The sequence below is a fragment of the Nocardia stercoris genome (assembly GCF_003696265.1).
Classification (GTDB): domain Bacteria; phylum Actinomycetota; class Actinomycetes; order Mycobacteriales; family Mycobacteriaceae; genus Nocardia; species Nocardia stercoris.
Map to the genome: position 1 here is coordinate 814,260 of NZ_RFFH01000001.1, position 16,074 is coordinate 830,333.

Below are 16,074 nucleotides of genomic sequence, written 5' to 3' on the forward strand. Positions count from 1 at the left end.
CGGAGAGAGAGGGACCTTTCATGGCCATCACCGTCTACACCAAGCCCGCTTGTGTCCAGTGCAATGCCACCTACCGCGCGCTCGACAACGCCGGGGTGGAGTACGAGGTCGTCGACATCTCCGAGGACGCCGACGCCCGCGACTACGTCATGGCCCTGGGCTACCTGCAGGCTCCCGTCGTCGTAGCCGGTGACGACCACTGGTCCGGCTTCCGCCCGGACCGCATCAAGGCGCTGGCCGTCGTCGCGGCCTGATCCACGCAATTCCCGCTGTCCCCGATGCGCGAGGAGGTGACCCGATGGAAACCTCGACGGACGAACGTCCCGCCGCACGGCTGGTGTACTTCTCCAGCGCATCGGGGAACACGCACCGCTTCGTGGAGAAGCTGGGCCTGCCCGCCCTGCGCATCCCGCTGCACACTGCCGACTCGCTGACTGTCGACGAGCCCTACGTGCTGATCTGCCCCACCTACGGTGGGGGCAAGCATGTGCTGGGTGGTCAACGTTCCGACAAGGAGTTCGTCCCCCGTCAGGTGGCCAAATTCCTCAACGATCCGCACAACCGCGCCCTGCTGCGCGGCGTCATCGCGGCCGGCAACACCAACTTCGGCGACACCTACTGCCACGCGGGGGACGTGATCTCCCGCAAGTGCGGGGTGCCGTACCTGTACCGCTTCGAAATCATGGGGACCGCCGAGGACGTCGAGCGCGTCCGAGAGGGATTGGGATTGTTTTGGCAACGACAACAGCACCGGCCGGAAAGACTGCCCGCCTCGAGCGCTCGGTCAGCGTAGACGCGAACACCGAGGGCCTGGACTACCACGCCCTCAACGCGATGCTGAACCTGTACGGCCCCAACGGTGAGATCCAGTTCGACAAGGATGTCGCCGCCGCGCGTCAGTATTTCCTGCAGCACGTCAACCAGAACACCGTCTTCTTCCACAGCCTGGACGAGAAGCTCAACTACCTGGTCCGCGAGAACTACTACGAGGCCGAGGTTCTCGACCAGTACGACCGCGCGTTCGTGAAGAGCCTGTTCGAGCAGGCCTACGCGCACAAGTTCCGCTTCCCGACCTTCCTGGGCGCGTTCAAGTACTACACCTCGTACACGCTCAAGACCTTCGACGGCAAGCGCTATCTGGAGCGCTTCGAGGACCGGGTGTGCCTGGTCGCGCTGACCCTGGCCGCCGGCGACGAGACCCTGGCCCGGCAGCTGGTGGACGAGATCATCACGGGCCGGTTCCAGCCCGCCACCCCGACCTTCCTGAACTCGGGCAAGAAGCAGCGCGGTGAGCCGGTGTCCTGCTTCCTGCTGCGCATCGAGGACAACATGGAATCCATCGGGCGCTCGATCAACTCCGCGCTGCAGCTGTCCAAGCGCGGCGGCGGTGTGGCGTTGCTGCTGAGCAACATTCGTGAGCACGGCGCGCCGATCAAGAAGATCGAGAACCAGTCCTCGGGCGTCATCCCGATCATGAAGTTGCTGGAGGACTCGTTCTCCTACGCCAACCAGCTCGGTGCCCGCCAGGGTGCCGGCGCGGTGTACCTGCACGCGCATCACCCCGACATCTACCGCTTCCTCGACACCAAGCGGGAGAACGCGGACGAGAAGATCCGGATCAAGACGCTGTCGCTGGGTGTGGTGATCCCGGACATCACCTTCGAGCTGGCGAAGCGGAACGAGGACATGTACCTGTTCTCGCCCTACGACGTCGAGCGCATCTACGGGGTGCCGTTCGCGGATGTGAACGTCACCGAGAAGTACTACGACATGGTGGACGACAAGCGCATTCGCAAGACCAAGATCAACGCGCGTGAGTTCTTCCAGACCATCGCCGAGCTGCAGTTCGAGTCCGGCTACCCGTACATCATGTTCGAGGACACGGTGAACCGGGCCAACCCGATCGCCGGCAAGATCACCCACTCGAACCTGTGCTCGGAGATCCTGCAGGTCTCCACACCGTCGCTGTACAACGACGACCTGTCCTATTCCGTTGTGGGCAAGGACATCTCGTGCAACCTGGGCTCGCTGAACATCGCGAAGGCCATGGACTCCACCGACTTCGGGCAGACCGTCGAGGTGGCCATCCGCGCGCTGACCGCGGTGAGCGACCAGACCCACATCTACTCGGTGCCCTCGATCGAGCAGGGCAACAACTCCTCGCACGCCATCGGTCTCGGCCAGATGAACCTGCACGGTTACCTGGCGCGCGAGCGGGTCCATTACGGCTCCGAAGAGGGCGTGGACTTCACCAACATCTACTTCTATACCGTCGCCTACCACGCGATTCGGGCGTCGAACAAGCTCGCGATCGAGCGCGGCGCCTACTTCGGAGGCTTTCCCGAGTCCAAGTACGCCTCGGGCGAGTTCTTCGACAAGTACACCGAGCAGGCGTGGGAGCCGAAGACCGAGCGGGTGCGCGAGATCTTCGCCGAGGCCGGGGTGCACATCCCCACCCAGGACGACTGGCTGGAGCTCAAGGCGTCGGTCATGGCGCACGGCATCTACAACCAGAACCTGCAGGCGGTCCCGCCGACCGGCTCGATCTCCTACATCAACCACTCCACCAGCTCGATCCACCCGGTGGCGTCGAAGATCGAGATCCGCAAGGAAGGCAAGATCGGCCGCGTCTACTACCCGGCCCCCTATCTCACCAACGACAACCTCGACTACTTCGAGGACGCGTACGAGATCGGCTACGAGAAGATCATCGACACCTACGCCGCGGCCACCCAGCACGTGGACCAGGGCCTGTCGCTGACCCTGTTCTTCAAGGACACCGCCACCACCCGCGAGGTCAACCGCGCCCAGATCTACGCCTGGCGCAAGGGAATCAAGACGCTGTACTACATTCGGATCCGCCAGATGGCGCTGGAGGGGACCGAAGTCGAGGGCTGCGTGAGCTGCATGCTGTGAGACGGCCGTAATGCGAAGGCCGCGTTCGGGACTTCCGAGCGCGGCCTTCGTGTATTCGGCGCGGACTGCGCGCCTCCGCCTGGCAGTAGGAACCCGGGTGATTCAAACCCTCGTTCTACCAGGGCGTTTCCGGTTCAGTGTGGTGTATCGGATCAGCTGCCAGGAGGTTGGAAATGACAACGGCAATCGAAGTTGCGGTGCACAAGGTCGGCGAGCACCTGGGCGCGGTCGTCGAGGGGATCCGGCTCGGCGGAGATATCGACGACGCGACGGTCGCGCGGATCAACGAGCTGCTCAACGAGCACGAGGTGATCTTCTTCCGCGGGCAGGACCACCTGACCGACGAGGAGCAGTTCGCGTTCGCCGGCCGGTTCGGGGTGCCGACCGGAATCCACCCGACGATCCAGCGGGGGAAGAATCTGTTGCCGATCGAGGGCGCGGCCAACAGCTGGCACACCGATGTCACCTTCATCGACCGGATCCCGAAGGCATCGATCCTGCGCGCGGTCGAGCTGCCGCCGTACGGTGGTGCGACCCAGTTCGCCTCGACCACAACCGCTTACGACCGGCTGCCGGAGTCGCTGCGGGTGCTCGCGGAGAGTCTTCGCGCGGTGCACACCAACGACTACGACTACGCCGCGGTGTTGGCCCGGCGCAGTGGGGCCGACCAGGAGCGGCTGGCGGAGTTCCGGGCCGAATTCGTCCGGGAGGTCTTCGAGACCGAGCACCCGGTGGTGCGGGTCCACCCGGAGACCGGCCGGAAGTCGCTGCTGCTGGGGCATTTCGTGAAAAAGTTCGCGGGACTGACCGACCGGGATTCGGCCGCGCTGTTCGAGGTGCTGCAGCGCTACGTCGAGAACCCCGACCAGACCGTGCGCTGGGTGTGGGCGCCCGGTGACGTCGCGATCTGGGACAACCGCTCGACCCAGCACTACGGTGTCAACGATTTCGGCACCCACAAGCGGTTGCTGCACCGCGCCACGATCGCCGGTGACATCCCGGTCGGCGTGGACGGCCGGGAGAGCACGGTTCTGCGGGGCGACGCATCCCACTTCTCGCCGATCGTGCGCCCGTAGTCCGGTCTGCGGAGTTCTTTCGAAGCGGGTGGGTGGATGCCGGGTGTGCTCAGTCCGCGCGGTTGCTGGGGGAGTGGTCCGCCGCCAGCAACCGTAGCCTCGCAAGTCCGTTGAGCACCTCGGTCCGATTCGCTGCGCGTTTCATCCAGGTGGGCAGGCACGACGGCATCGAACGGTGGTATCGGCGGTGGTCTTCGCGGAGGGTGGCGGCGACGAAGCGGGTGAGTTCGTCGATGTGCTCTTCGTTGTAGGCCCACAGGATCCGGCCCGCGCAGCGGGTTCGGAGCCACAGCCTTGGTTGCGGCGCACAGCACGGGCACGGCAGCCGATCCACGTCGCGGGCGTAGCCGCACGAACAGATCACTCGGCGCGGGGAGCTGTAGTACTGGCCCGGAAACCGCGGCTCCTCGACGCCGGGGCGGTGCCTATCGACCGCTCGCCCACCGCATTCGGGGCAGACGACCAGGATCCGCGCCGCGAAGTGGGCGAGGATCAGCCCAGTATCCTTGTGGCGCAACGGTTCCGCGGTTCGCATGGTTCGAGACTGGCACGGCTGTGGTGGGTGAGCCACCGAATTTCGCCGGTGCTCAGGCTCGTTCGCGACAATCGGGGCGCGTCCCGTTCTGCTCGGCCTGCGGCGGCACCCTCGGATCGGGTGCCGCCGTCGGTCGGCCGGGTCACGCGGCGACGGTGTGCCCGACGGTGACATTGCCCAGAGTGGTGTGGGCGTACACGTGCACCACATCGGTGGCGGCCGGGGCGGGCGCCATCGTGTTCCGGACCGAACCGTGGGCGTCGGTCTCCAGTCGTGCCGCGCTACCGGCGGCGATGCCGATCTCCAGGTTGCCCATCGAAGTCTCGACCCGGACCTCGCCGCGCACGGCCTCGCCGATCCGGATGTCGCCCTTGGCGACCTTCGCGGTCACCGTGCCGGTGGTGCGGCCGAGGGTGACGGTGCCCATCGCCACGTCGAACGCGCAGTCGGCGAGCTCGCCCCGGGCCTGCAGCCGGCCGACGCCGCTGGTGGCGGTGACGCCGGACCCGGTGGGCAGCTCGATCGTGACGTCGAGGGCCGGGTTGCCGCCGAACGGGGTGTAGGTCCGCCAGTTCTTCGGCGACCGCACCACCAGCGCACCACCGGTGAAGCTGACCTCGATCTCCGCGGCCGCCCGCACATCGGCCTTCTTGCCCGGGTCGGCGGGCCGGACGGTGACCACGGTGTCGGTGCGGTCCGTCGCGACGACGGTGATGTCACCGGCGAGGATGTCGACGGTGGCGGCGATCGGGGCGGGGGTCTGGAAGGCGTTCATTGTTGTCTCCTGGTGTGTCGGCCGGTTGCTGTGTTCCGGTCCGTGTGAGAACAACTTTCGCCGGGGACCCTGATATCGCCCTGACGCCGGCCTGACACGTCCGCTGACGCGGTGTTCGCGCTGGTCAGGGACTTGAATCGAGTAGTTCGTAGGAGGTGCTACGGCCGCCGGCCGAGGACCGGGTCAGAATACCGAGGTGGACCAACTCGTTGATATCGCGTAGGGCGGTGTCCTGCGAGCAGCGGGTGAGATGGGCCCACCTGCTCGATGTGAGCTTCTTGCGGTCGTCGCCGTCGAGCAGTCGATTCAGGAGCATGATCTGCCTCGGGTTCAGAGCTGCTTCGGACCAGCGATGCCAGAAGCGTGCCTTGGCCAGAACATCATCCACAGTGCGATCGGCGGCGTCGATTGCACGGCACAGGGTTTCGAGGAACCAGACGAGCCACTCGGTGACGTCCAGTGATCCCCGCTGGGTCGCCTCCAGAATCGTGTAGTACTCGTGCCGGTCGCGCTGGATCTGTGCCGAGAGGCTGTAGAAACGGCGCGGACTCTCGTCGGAGCGGGCGAGCCACAGGTCGCCGAGTGCGCGGGCAATGCGACCGCTTCCGTCGTCGAAGGGATGGATGGTCACGAACCATAGGTGCGCGAGACCGGCCTTCACAACTGCCGGCGTGTCGCTGTCCTGGTTGAACCAGTCGAGAAATCGGGCGATCTCCGCGTCCACTCGGTCGGCCGGGGGTGCTTCGAAATGCACCTTCTCCCGGCCGACCCTGCCGGACACGACTTGCATCGGACCGGATTCGTCAGTGCGCCAAGCACCGACTCGCAACCGATGTAAACCGGACCGGCCCGTGGGGAACAGGGCAGTGTGCCAGCCGAACAGGCGTTCCGTGGACATAGGTTGATCGCTGTTGGTCGCGGCATCGAGGATCATGTCGACGACTCCGTCGGCGTTGCGATCGCTGGGTGCGGCGGCTCCGATCTGGATACCGAGTCGGCGGGCAAGTGAGGACCGGACAGATTCCGCGGCCAGTAACTCGCCTTCGATCGCACTGGTCTGGACTGCGTCGACCGTCAGTGCGCTCAGTTCGGTTCGCTCTCGTACATCGTCGTCGGTGTCGTGCAGGCGGCCGAGGAGGTGGCCTTGGCGTCGCGTCACCTCCAGGGCGGCCCGTACAACCGCCGCAGTGTCGTACTCGAGTGACGGCCAGCCCGGATCTGCCCAGATGAACGGGGTCATGCGGTGATTGTACGCCCTATTCACCGCACATTATGCGGCGAATAAGGCGCCGATTCACCGCACCGACCGGATCGCACGACGGTGCGGCGGGTCTGCGGGCCTAGGAGCTCGAACCGCCCGAGAGGCTCGAGAACAGGCCGGACCCGCTCGCTCCGGAACCTGATGAACCCGAGTCCGCCGAACCGGAATCCGCCGAACCCGAACCGGCCGAACCCGAAGCCGGCAGCTGGGCGCCCGCCGAGCCCGGGCGCTGGATGTGCACCGTCACCGGGCCCGTGCCGTCGGCCGTGACCGTCACGACCGGTGCGCCGGCCGGGGAGGTGACCTGTCCACCGGTGACCTGCACGGTGTACCCCGACGGGTAGGCCAGGTCGGAGACGGCGATCTCGGTGGGGGCCGCGGACGGCCGCGGGAGGTAGCGGTAGGCGAAGTCGCCGTTGGCGGCGTTGTAGATCATGCTGTCCGGGGTGCCGGCCGTGGCGCGCGGGTAGGTGCGGACCAGCTGCTGGCCGATCGTGCCCTTGAACGGGTCGCTGCCGGAGGCGAAAGCCCAGTACTGCCAGCCGATGAAGCGTTCGTCGGCGCGAGAGGTGGTGTTGGACAACACTGTCGAGTCACCGTCACCGAATTCGGTGACCAGGGTGGGGATTCCGGTGCGCTTGGTGAAGGAGTCGACGTTGGACCAGGTCTTGTCCTGCTGTACCCCGCAGAACGCCTCCAGCGCCAGCGGCAGGTGCAGGTAGATCGCCAGCTGGCTGGGCACGCAGTAGTCGTGCGGCGCGAAACCGATGTTCGGGCTCGTGATCGGCGGGTTCGCGCCCAGGCTGCTGGGCATCGTCTCGTTCCAGGTGACGTTGGGTTCCCAGAACACCGGGACGTCGGCGTTGCTGCCGCGGATCGAATCGGTCAGGTGTTGCAGTGTGCGTTGGTATTTCACGTCGAAGCCGGGGCAGCCGATCGGGTAGCAGGACGCGAATGCCGTTCCGGGCCAGGGCTCGTTGAGCAGTTCGATGCCGAGCACGCCGGGCTTGCCCGCGATCCGCGCGGCGAGCGCGCCGAGCGCGGTGCCCAGCTGGTCGACGACACCGTAGGTGTTGTTCCAGATCTCGTCCCAGCCCGCGTTCATGCTCGGCATGAGGTAGTAGAGCGGGAATCCGGGGTTCGATTCCCCGGCGGCCGGGCGGGCGTGGATGGACCAGGCGGGGAAACCCTCACCACCCCAGATGGAGGACAGGCCGTCCTGGTGGTTGTCGAGCAGGGTGTAGATGCCGTGTGCGGCCAGGGTGTCGACGACGCCGGCGACGCGGTCGAGGTACGCGGTGTCGAGGACGCCCTCGGTGGGCATGAGGGCTTCGAAGGAGACGCCCAGGCGTACGGTATCGAATCCGTGCCGGGCGAGGAGTGCGGCATCGGCGTCGGTGACGGTGAAGTGGTCGCCGGGCATGAGGTAGGGCGGGGTCTTGTCGACATTGTTCACCCCGTGCAGCAGGACGGTGCGGCCGTAGCCGTCGACCAGTGCCGTGCCCTCGGTGTGCAGGGCGGTGAGCGGGGCGACGCCGGGGACCGGTGCGGCGGTCGCCGTGGCCGTCGTTCCGGCGGTCAGAAACAGGGCGGTGGCCAGCTGGAAGGGCCAGGTGTGGCGGCGCTTCCGCGCGAGGGTTCGCATCAGTTTCGAATACCTTGCATCGGGGATCGACCTGAACTGAACGGTTGTCCAGATTGGTTCGTGAGAAGATAGCCGCCGTGGCCCATTGTGGTCAACGCCACACGGCGAGTCCTGGGGGTTCGGCACGCGTGCCTCCGACTGCGAACTTCACTGGGCCGCACGGGAATGCCGGCGCCGGTGTGTAGGTTGCCATCGGCAGCCGACCGAGGAGTGAAAACGATATGCGTGCAGTGCAATTCAGTGAATACGGCGGACCCGAGGTATTGCGGGTGGTCGACCTACTGGTCCCGGAACCGGGCCCCGGCGAGGTCTCGATCGACGTCGCCTACATCGGACTGAATTTCGCCGACCTACAGGCGCGCGCCAACGGATACCGTGTGCCCGCACTGCCTTTCGTACCGGGCCTGGAACTGTCCGGCACGGTCCGCGCGGTCGGCGCCGGCGTCTCGCACCTGACGGTCGGACAGCGCGTCGCGTCCTTCGCCGACGGCGGCGCCTACGCCGAGGTGGCGGTCGTCTCCGCCGCAACGGTATTCACGTTGCCCGACTCGGTGGACCTGCGGGTCGGCGCCACCCTCCCGACGGTGGCGCCGACCGCATACGCCTTGATCAACTGGACCGGGCGGCTACAGCCCGGGGAAACCGTGCTGGTGCAAGCGGCCGCCGGTGGTGTCGGGTCGGTCGCGGGCCAGGTGGCGAAGATCGCGGGCGCCGGTGCTGTATACGGCGTGGTCTCCACTCCGGCCAAGGCCGAATACGCCCGCAAACTCGGATACGACGAGGTGTTCCTGGCCGAGAGCTTCGGCGCCTCGGTGCGGGAGGCCACCGGGGGCCGCGGCGTCGACCTGATTCTCGACTCGGTCGGCGGCAGCACCCTGCGCAACGGCCTGGACGCGCTGGCTCGCTTCGGCCGGCTGGTGGCGTTCGGCAACGCCGGCGGTGAGGCGCCCTGGCAGGTCGGGATGCCCGAACTGGCCCCGCGCGGTCTGTCCGTGAGCGGATTCTCGATCCTCGGCCTGGCCGCCAGCGACCCGGAAGTCCTGCACGAGTTGGCCGCCGAGTCGTTCGAGCTGGTCACCTCCGGCGCGATCGAACTCCCGATCACCGCGGAATTCCCGCTCGCCGAGGCCGCCGCCGCACATACGGTGATGGGCAACCGCGGCACGACCGGGAAGATCCTGCTGACGATCTAGCGGGTCCGGTCACTGCTCGAGCTGCTCGGCCAGGCATTCGGTGATGCCGCGCACCATGTCGACCAAGGGCTCGAGGGTGCCGGAGCCGACCGCCAGGATGTAGCGCCGCGTTGTGCCGACCCGCTGTACCTCCAGCACGCCGGCGTCACGCAGGATCTTCAGATGGTGTGACACCGCGGGCTGGGACAGTTCGATCGCGTCGGCGATCTCGCCCACGCTGAGCACCCCGCCGGCCTCGATCAGCCGCTGGACGATCTCCTGACGGCGTTCGTCGCCGAGTGCGGTCAGCAACGGGCGGGCCGCCCGGAACAATGCGGGGATATCGTGTTTCGGCATCCTCACATTGTTTCGGGCTGCGACCGCTGCGTGGCAAGCGGTGGCATTGCCGCGGCGAGAGCGCGCAGACCCGTCGTCGGCAGTCCGCGTCGTTCGCCGGCCTCCGCCCAGTCCCGGAGCATCGTGCGCGTCTGCGGGCCGATCTTGGTGCAGTGCACCCGCCAGAAGGTCTCCACATCGAAAGGTGCCAGCACGGGCAGAATCCGCAGTGTCGCCCGCATCCGCCGATCGAGCGCCCACCGATGCGGAGGTGCCGGCAGCCCGCGCTCGGCCGCCACGATCGTCGCGGCTTCGAACGCGGCCTCGGCGGCCGTGGCGGTGTCGGCGCGCAGTGCGTTCATCGACCAGCCCGCGATCTCGAGCGCGGCCAGGTAGGGCACGTTCTGCGCCGCGAGGGCGGGACCTGCGCCGACGCGGCCGGTTCGGGCCGGCGTTCGGGCTGCCTCCAGGGCGTCCCGCAGCGGCGTGACCCGGTCCGGCTTGCCGGCCAGGATCGTGGCGCCACCCGGCGGGCGGTAGTAGGCGGTGTGATCATGGCGTTCGGCTCCGAGCGGCCCGGCCCAGGCCAGCACGCCGACGGTCAAGGCAACCAGTTGATCCTCGGGCCATTCGGCCGCGAGCGCGGGCCGGTCGCCGAGGCTCTGATCGAATGCCACGACGGTGCTGTCGCCCACGGCCTCGCGCAACGACCGCAACCATGTGCCGTGCAGGGCCGTCGAGTCGACCATCAGCCAGACGCTGTGCCATCCGGTGTCGGCCACGGCGGCGGGGTCGGTGTACACGCGGGCCGGCTTCAGGGTCGTGGTGGCCGGGCCGCGCGTCCGGTGCAGCCGCGTCACGGTTACCCCGTCGCGCAGCTGCGCGGCCTGCCGGGGTTTCACCAGATAGCTGATTGTCGCTGTGCCACGTGCCAATTCGGCGCCGTAGACCTGCCCGAGCGCGCCCGCGCCCACTATCAGTACGTCCATCGCAACCATCCATATATCGATAAATTCGGATATATGGATGATATCCGATGTGAGGCGCGGATGTCGTAAGGTGCTGCGGCCCAACGTCGGCGGGTGGTATCGGTGGAACTTTGCCGGTGCGTCTGTCGATCCGGGGCAAACTCGGGGCGATCGATGCGCACGCCGGGTGTCGCGCGGCTGCTCGGATGCAGCAGAATGGGTGCGATCCTAGGACGACGGCGAACAGGCCGTTGTGGCCGAGATCATCCGCACGACACAACTTCTTGTGCTGCGGTTCGATGTCTGCCACAAGGAGTAGTGTTCGGTATAGAGGTACTCCGTAACGACTCGGGTGCTCGGAAAGGTGTGGAGACAGGATGAAGCTCATCGATCGGGTTACCGCGATCAACTGGAACCGGGTGCCCGACGAGAAGGACGCCGAGGTGTGGGACCGGCTCGTCGGCAACTTCTGGCTGCCCGAGAAGGTGCCGGTGTCCAACGACATCCCGTCGTGGAACACGCTGACCGCGCAGGAGCAGCAGCTGACCATGCGGGTGTTCACCGGCCTCACGCTGCTGGACACCATCCAGGGCACCGTCGGCGCGGTGAGCCTCATCCCCGACGCGCTTACCCCGCACGAAGAGGCGGTGCTCACCAACATCGCGTTCATGGAGTCGGTGCACGCCAAGAGCTACAGCTCGATCTTCTCGACGCTGTGCTCCACCCGCGACATCGACGACGCCTTCCGCTGGTCGGAGGAGAACCGAAACCTGCAGCGCAAGGCCGAGATCGTGCTCGGCTACTACAACGGTGAGGACCCGCTCAAGCGGAAGGTCGCGTCCACGCTGCTGGAGAGCTTCCTGTTCTACTCCGGCTTCTATCTGCCGATGTACTGGTCCTCGCGGGCCAAGCTCACCAACACCGCCGACCTCATCCGCCTGATCATCCGCGACGAGGCCGTGCACGGTTACTACATCGGCTACAAGTACCAGCGCGGACTCGAGCAGGTCACCGAAGCCGAACGCGAAGAGCTCAAGTCCTACACCTTCGAGCTGCTGTTCGAGCTGTACGAGAACGAGGTCGAGTACACCCAGGACCTCTACGACGAGGTCGGCCTCACCGAAGACGTCAAGAAGTTCCTCCGCTACAACGCCAACAAGGCACTGATGAACCTCGGCTACGAGGGCCTGTTCCCGAAGGACGAGTGCGAGGTCAACCCCGCCATCCTGTCGGCCCTCTCCCCGAACGCCGACGAGAACCACGACTTCTTCTCGGGCTCGGGCTCGAGCTACGTGATCGGCAAGGCCGTCAACACCGAAGACGAAGACTGGGACTTCTGATTCTGTGCTCCCACTGTGCCCGGCGTCCGAAAGGACGCCGGGCGCAGTCGTTTTCGGGATCGGTGACGGCCGGCCGGGTCAGGTGGGCGGATCCCCGGCGGTGAACAGTCCGGCTCGGGCGGCGACGTAGGCGGCGTCGGCGGCGGTGGTGGCGACGGTGTCGTCCAGGGGGTCCCGGCTGGCGAGCAGCCGGTAGTAGAGCGGGGCGGAGACGGCGGACAGTACCGCGCGGGGGTCGGTGCCGGGCGGGAGTTCGCCGCGGCTGACGGCGGCGTGGATGCAGGGAGTCCACTCGGCCAGGCGGACGTCGTAGAAGTGGCGTAGGGCCGCGGCCGCGTCGGGGTCGCTGGTGGCCGCGGCGATCAGCGCGGCGAAGAGGCGGCCTTGTCGCAGGTCGGTGAGCGTGTGCACCACGAGCCTGGCGTTGGCTCGCAGATCCTCGCGCAGCGAGCCGGTATCCGCATGTGGCAGTGAGGTTTCGGCCATTTCGGCCACCAGGTCGGCGACCAGGCCCGCGGGGGTCTGCCAGCGGCGGTAGACGGTCGTCTTGCCCGCTCCGGCGCGGGCCGCGACCTCGGTGAGATCGAGTTGGGCGAAGCCCCGTTCGGCCAGCAGGTCGCCGGCCGCACGCAGCACCGATTCCCGTACTCGGGCGGTCCGGCCGCCCGGCCGCACGGTTCCGGGTGCCACAGCTTCCTGGTCCATAAACGGTTCTCCAGTTCCATTTGGTGTTCCGACATAGTACAGTCGGGCGAGTTAATGGAACTGCTGTCCCGTTAGGAGTTGGTAATGGAATATCGCCGGTTGGGTGCATCGGGGATGTCGGTCCCGGTGTTGAGCTTCGGCGCCGCGACATTCGGAGGGCGTGGCGAACTGTTCGGAGCATGGGGCGACACCGATGCCCGCCAGGCCGGACGCCTCGTCGACATCTGCCTGGATGCCGGAGTGACGATGTTCGACACTGCGGATGTGTACTCCGATGGTGCGTCCGAGGAGGCGCTGGGCGCGGCGATCCGTGGGCGACGGGACCGAGTGCTGCTGTCTACCAAGGCCACGCTGCCGACCGGGCCAGGGCCCGGCGACGCCGGATCCGGACGAGCTCGGCTGAACCGAGCCGTGGAATCGTCGCTGCGTCGGCTCGGCACCGACTACATCGATCTGTTCCAGCTACATGCCTTCGACGCCGGGACGCCCGTGGACGAGGTTGTCGCCGCACTCGACGACCTGGTGCGTGCGGGGAAGATCCGCTACCTCGGCGCCTCCAACTTCGCAGGCTGGCAACTGATGAAATCCCTTGCCGCAGCTGATGCACGCGGACGGTCGCGGTATGTCGCGCATCAGGTGTACTACTCGCTGGTCGGGCGGGACTACGAGTGGGAGCTGATGCCGTTGGCTTCGGACCAGGGTGTGGGCGCGGTGGTCTGGAGCCCGCTGGGCTGGGGACGGTTGACCGGGAAGATCCGCCGCGGGCAGCCGCTCCCGGAGCGCAGTCGGCTGCACAAGACCGCCGCCGCTGGGCCTCCGGTGGACGACGCCGTGCTGTACAGCGTGATCGACGTCCTCGACGAGATCGCCACGGAAACCGGAAGATCCGTCCCGCAGATCGCGCTGAACTGGTTGCTGCGCCGGCCCACGGTGGCCACCGTGATCATCGGCGCCCGCACCGAGGAACAGTTGCGCCAGAATCTGGGCGCGGTCGGGTGGGAGCTGACCGCCGACCAGATCGCTCGGCTCGACCGGGCCAGTTCGGTCACCCCGCCGTATCCGTACTACCCGTACTACCGCCTGCCCGATTTCGCGCGCCTCAACCCACCGGCTGTCTGACGTCCCGCGACCACGGCTGCGAAGCGCCGGGGCTTACCGACTGGGTCGGGTCAGGGCAGGCGCATGTGTTCGATGCCGACGCGTAGTCGGCGCCATTGACGGCGGAGGGCGGTGTCGGTGTTCGGGGTGATGGGCAGGCCGGCGGAGGCGGCGATTCGGTCGGCTACCTCGCGGATGGGCAGGTGATCGGTGTGGATGTGTTCGGCGAATTCTTCGGCTTGTAGGGCGTCGAGGCAGCGGTCGACCTGGCCCAGGGCCCAGCTCTCGTACCAGAGTCCGTACAAACCGCGTTCCTTCAAGCGTTTTCGCACGGTCTCGGGTCGGGCGAGGAGCGTGAAGTGGTGGACGTCGTGTCCGAGTTCGCGCAGTCTGCCGACAGTTTCGTCGAAGTAGGCCGGCACGACCACGGTCATGGGCGCGATGACGGTTCCGTCGTGTTTGCTCAGGACCGCGTCGAGGGTCTCCACCACGCCCTGCCGCCAGGCCTTGAATTCCTGGAAGTCGGTGCGCATTTCCTTCGGCAGCACCCGTTGCAGCCCGAATCCCACCTCCTCCGGATCGCACACCAGGGCGTCGGGCACGCGGTGTTGCAGCTCGAATGCCGTCTGGGTTTTGCCGCCGCCGAACGGCCCGTTGATCCACAGGAGCACGGGGTCAGGCTAACTCAGGCCGGAGTTCTACCTGCGGGTACGGGAAGTCGTAGTGCCCGGCATCCTTCCGGGCGCCGGGCACTCGGCCTCAGCCCAGCCGGCGGATGTCGCCGCGGACGCGATAGAACCCGCCGCGGGCCGACTCCGCGACCGCGTCGACGACGTAGCGGGCGCCGGCCTGGCGAATGTCGCGGGGGAACTGGACGTTCCAGTGCGGGTCGTAGCCAGGGGAGACGACGTGCACACGCAGGGTTCCGCCACGCTCGACGCATTCGACGACGATGCCGGTGCCGGCGTCGGCGGTGATCTCGACCGTGCTGCTCGGGGCGATCGCCGACATCTCGGGCGCCTTGATCGAGACGGTGCTGGGGAGCACGCCCTGGTCCGCCGCGAGGATCGCGGATTCGGCGACGTCCAGGCAGGCCAGAGCCCCGGAAGTGGTGACCAGATACAGCTTTTCGTCGTGGTACTGCATCGAGTAGGCGGATCCGCAGCCGGTGGCGAGCTTCCACCGGCGGGTCCCGGTGGCGTCGAAGCAGTAGACCGAGGAGTGCGAGTCACCGGCGAAGACGTAGCGCCCGTCGGGGGAGGCGGCACACGAGTACACGGCGGCATCGCACTGGTAGACGCGGGTCGTCGCACCGTCCTTGGCGATCTCCTCGACCCGGTTGGCGGACGTCCCGGCGTAGACGGCCCTCGATTCCTGCCAGCCGAACAGAACGGAACCCCTGGTGGGAGTGTGCCATCGGGTGCGGCCGGTCTCGAGGTGATAGTTCGTGACGCCCGCACTGTGCCCGTGGTAGACGCCGGTGGCATCGACCCGGACCATCCAGCCGGCATTCCCGGTGCTGCGCGCGGACCAGAGCGATTCCTCCTCGTGGTCGATCACGGTCAGCCCGCCCGCCGCATCGGAGGCCGCGAGGATGCCGTCGTGGATGTCGAGCCAGTACACGTCACTGGCCGCCACGTCGTAGGCAGCGCGTGGCACTTTGCCCGACAGGTCGTAGACGCGCCCGTCGTCGCACCCGGCGTAGATCCAGAAGTCGTCGGCGACAAGGCATTTCACCGCATCCGGCAGCCGGTAGCGATTGGTCACAGTTCCGTCCGGAGTCAGCGTGAAGACCTCGCCACGCTCGTTGCCCACCCAGCAGCTGCGCTCGTCGACGAAGATGCCGAATGCCGCTGCGCCGGAATCGAACCGCCACAACACCGGCGCGGACTTCGCGGTGGACCGCTGGCTGCTGATCGCGCGGCGGGTGACCGCGCGCCGCTGCCGAGCTCCCATGACCGCGGGCGCATACCCTCTCCGCACCTTCGCCTGGATCTTCTTCTGCGCCGCCGCTTTCGCCTTCGCGGCGGTATCGAACGAACTGGCCTGCGACTGCCCCTGCTCACCGATCCGCCCGTACCGGATGTTCACATCGTTCCCGGACACGATCACCTCGTAGAACTTGTGCGTGGAACCCGCGTCGTCGGACTGTTCCAGGTAGGTGGTTTCGGTGGTCATACATCCTCGCTGAGCTCGTGATTCTGGCGAACCTTGAAACGTAGCAAGGGGATACGACATTCGAGTGTG

General features: G+C 67.0%; 16 protein-coding genes and 1 pseudogene. 7 read left to right on the forward strand and 10 right to left on the reverse strand.

Annotation, left to right across the window (positions count from 1 at the left end):
• The first annotated feature begins 20 nt into the window (after window positions 1–20).
• The 4 genes from EBN03_RS03645 to EBN03_RS03660 all read left to right on the forward strand — a co-directional run bounded on the left by EBN03_RS03645 (window position 21) and on the right by EBN03_RS03660 (window position 3,992).
• Window positions 21–254 carry a redoxin NrdH gene (locus tag EBN03_RS03645; RefSeq protein ID WP_122186352.1) on the forward strand — a complete coding sequence of 78 codons (234 nt, stop codon included), beginning with the start codon at window positions 21–23 and terminating at the stop codon, window positions 252–254.
• Between the two features lie 44 nt (window positions 255–298).
• Entirely contained in the window at window positions 299–793 is a 495-nt protein-coding gene (nrdI, locus tag EBN03_RS03650) for a class Ib ribonucleoside-diphosphate reductase assembly flavoprotein NrdI (RefSeq protein WP_122186353.1), read from the forward strand.
• A gap of 41 nt (window positions 794–834) precedes the next feature.
• A complete protein-coding gene (nrdE, locus tag EBN03_RS03655) occupies window positions 835–2,916 on the forward strand; it encodes a class 1b ribonucleoside-diphosphate reductase subunit alpha (protein ID WP_233608176.1) in 2,082 nt (693 codons plus the stop codon).
• A 173-nt stretch (window positions 2,917–3,089) separates the two neighbouring features.
• A complete protein-coding gene (locus EBN03_RS03660; protein WP_122186354.1) occupies window positions 3,090–3,992 on the forward strand; it encodes a TauD/TfdA dioxygenase family protein in 903 nt (300 codons plus the stop codon).
• A 49-nt stretch (window positions 3,993–4,041) separates the two neighbouring features.
• Here the strand turns inward: EBN03_RS03660 and EBN03_RS03665 are convergent, their stop codons facing one another.
• The 5 genes and pseudogenes from EBN03_RS03665 to EBN03_RS03680 form a co-directional block, all read right to left on the reverse strand.
• The gene (locus EBN03_RS03665) at window positions 4,042–4,527 is read right to left on the reverse strand and encodes a hypothetical protein (protein WP_122186355.1); all 486 of its coding nucleotides are present in this window, start codon (window positions 4,525–4,527) and stop codon (window positions 4,042–4,044) included.
• A gap of 142 nt (window positions 4,528–4,669) precedes the next feature.
• Complete coding sequence (locus EBN03_RS03670; protein ID WP_122186356.1) at window positions 4,670–5,302, reverse strand: DUF4097 family beta strand repeat-containing protein; 633 nt, start codon at window positions 5,300–5,302, stop codon at window positions 4,670–4,672.
• Window positions 5,303–5,426: 124 nt separating this feature from the next.
• Entirely contained in the window at window positions 5,427–6,236 is an 810-nt protein-coding gene (locus EBN03_RS03675) for a Fic family protein (protein WP_233608178.1), read from the reverse strand.
• A gap of 63 nt (window positions 6,237–6,299) precedes the next feature.
• Window positions 6,300–6,542 (reverse strand): annotated as a pseudogene (locus EBN03_RS34860) (DUF4172 domain-containing protein); the annotation flags it as partial.
• 100 nt (window positions 6,543–6,642) lie between these two features.
• Window positions 6,643–8,208 carry an endoglycoceramidase I gene (locus EBN03_RS03680; RefSeq protein WP_122186358.1) on the reverse strand — a complete coding sequence of 522 codons (1,566 nt, stop codon included), beginning with the start codon at window positions 8,206–8,208 and terminating at the stop codon, window positions 6,643–6,645.
• A gap of 221 nt (window positions 8,209–8,429) precedes the next feature.
• Between EBN03_RS03680 and EBN03_RS03685 the strand changes: the two genes are divergently transcribed.
• Entirely contained in the window at window positions 8,430–9,401 is a 972-nt protein-coding gene (locus EBN03_RS03685; protein WP_122186359.1) for a quinone oxidoreductase family protein, read from the forward strand.
• Window positions 9,402–9,410: 9 nt separating this feature from the next.
• Here the strand turns inward: EBN03_RS03685 and EBN03_RS03690 are convergent, their stop codons facing one another.
• Both EBN03_RS03690 and EBN03_RS03695 read right to left on the reverse strand, forming a co-directional pair.
• The gene (locus EBN03_RS03690; protein ID WP_122186360.1) at window positions 9,411–9,737 is read right to left on the reverse strand and encodes an ArsR/SmtB family transcription factor; all 327 of its coding nucleotides are present in this window, start codon (window positions 9,735–9,737) and stop codon (window positions 9,411–9,413) included.
• A 2-nt stretch (window positions 9,738–9,739) separates the two neighbouring features.
• Window positions 9,740–10,705, reverse strand: a complete 966-nt coding sequence (locus EBN03_RS03695; protein WP_158675527.1) for a ketopantoate reductase family protein — start codon at window positions 10,703–10,705, stop codon at window positions 9,740–9,742.
• Window positions 10,706–11,061: 356 nt separating this feature from the next.
• Here EBN03_RS03695 and nrdF point away from each other — a divergent pair, with 356 nt between their 5' ends.
• A complete protein-coding gene (nrdF, locus tag EBN03_RS03700) occupies window positions 11,062–12,024 on the forward strand; it encodes a class 1b ribonucleoside-diphosphate reductase subunit beta (protein WP_122186362.1) in 963 nt (320 codons plus the stop codon).
• Between the two features lie 78 nt (window positions 12,025–12,102).
• Here the strand turns inward: nrdF and EBN03_RS03705 are convergent, their stop codons facing one another.
• Complete coding sequence (locus EBN03_RS03705) at window positions 12,103–12,729, reverse strand: TetR/AcrR family transcriptional regulator (protein WP_122186363.1); 627 nt, start codon at window positions 12,727–12,729, stop codon at window positions 12,103–12,105.
• Between the two features lie 84 nt (window positions 12,730–12,813).
• Between EBN03_RS03705 and EBN03_RS03710 the strand changes: the two genes are divergently transcribed.
• The gene (locus tag EBN03_RS03710) at window positions 12,814–13,848 is read left to right on the forward strand and encodes an aldo/keto reductase (protein WP_122186364.1); all 1,035 of its coding nucleotides are present in this window, start codon (window positions 12,814–12,816) and stop codon (window positions 13,846–13,848) included.
• A 50-nt stretch (window positions 13,849–13,898) separates the two neighbouring features.
• Here EBN03_RS03710 and EBN03_RS03715 read toward each other — a convergent pair whose 3' ends face one another.
• Together EBN03_RS03715 and EBN03_RS03720 are read right to left on the reverse strand one after the other, a co-directional pair.
• Window positions 13,899–14,498 (reverse strand): AAA family ATPase, encoded by a 600-nt coding sequence (locus EBN03_RS03715; protein ID WP_122186365.1) that lies wholly within the window; start codon window positions 14,496–14,498, stop codon window positions 13,899–13,901.
• 88 nt (window positions 14,499–14,586) lie between these two features.
• Window positions 14,587–16,005, reverse strand: coding sequence for a WGR domain-containing protein (locus tag EBN03_RS03720; RefSeq protein WP_122186366.1), 1,419 nt, complete (start codon window positions 16,003–16,005; stop codon window positions 14,587–14,589).
• Window positions 16,006–16,074 lie beyond the last annotated feature (69 nt).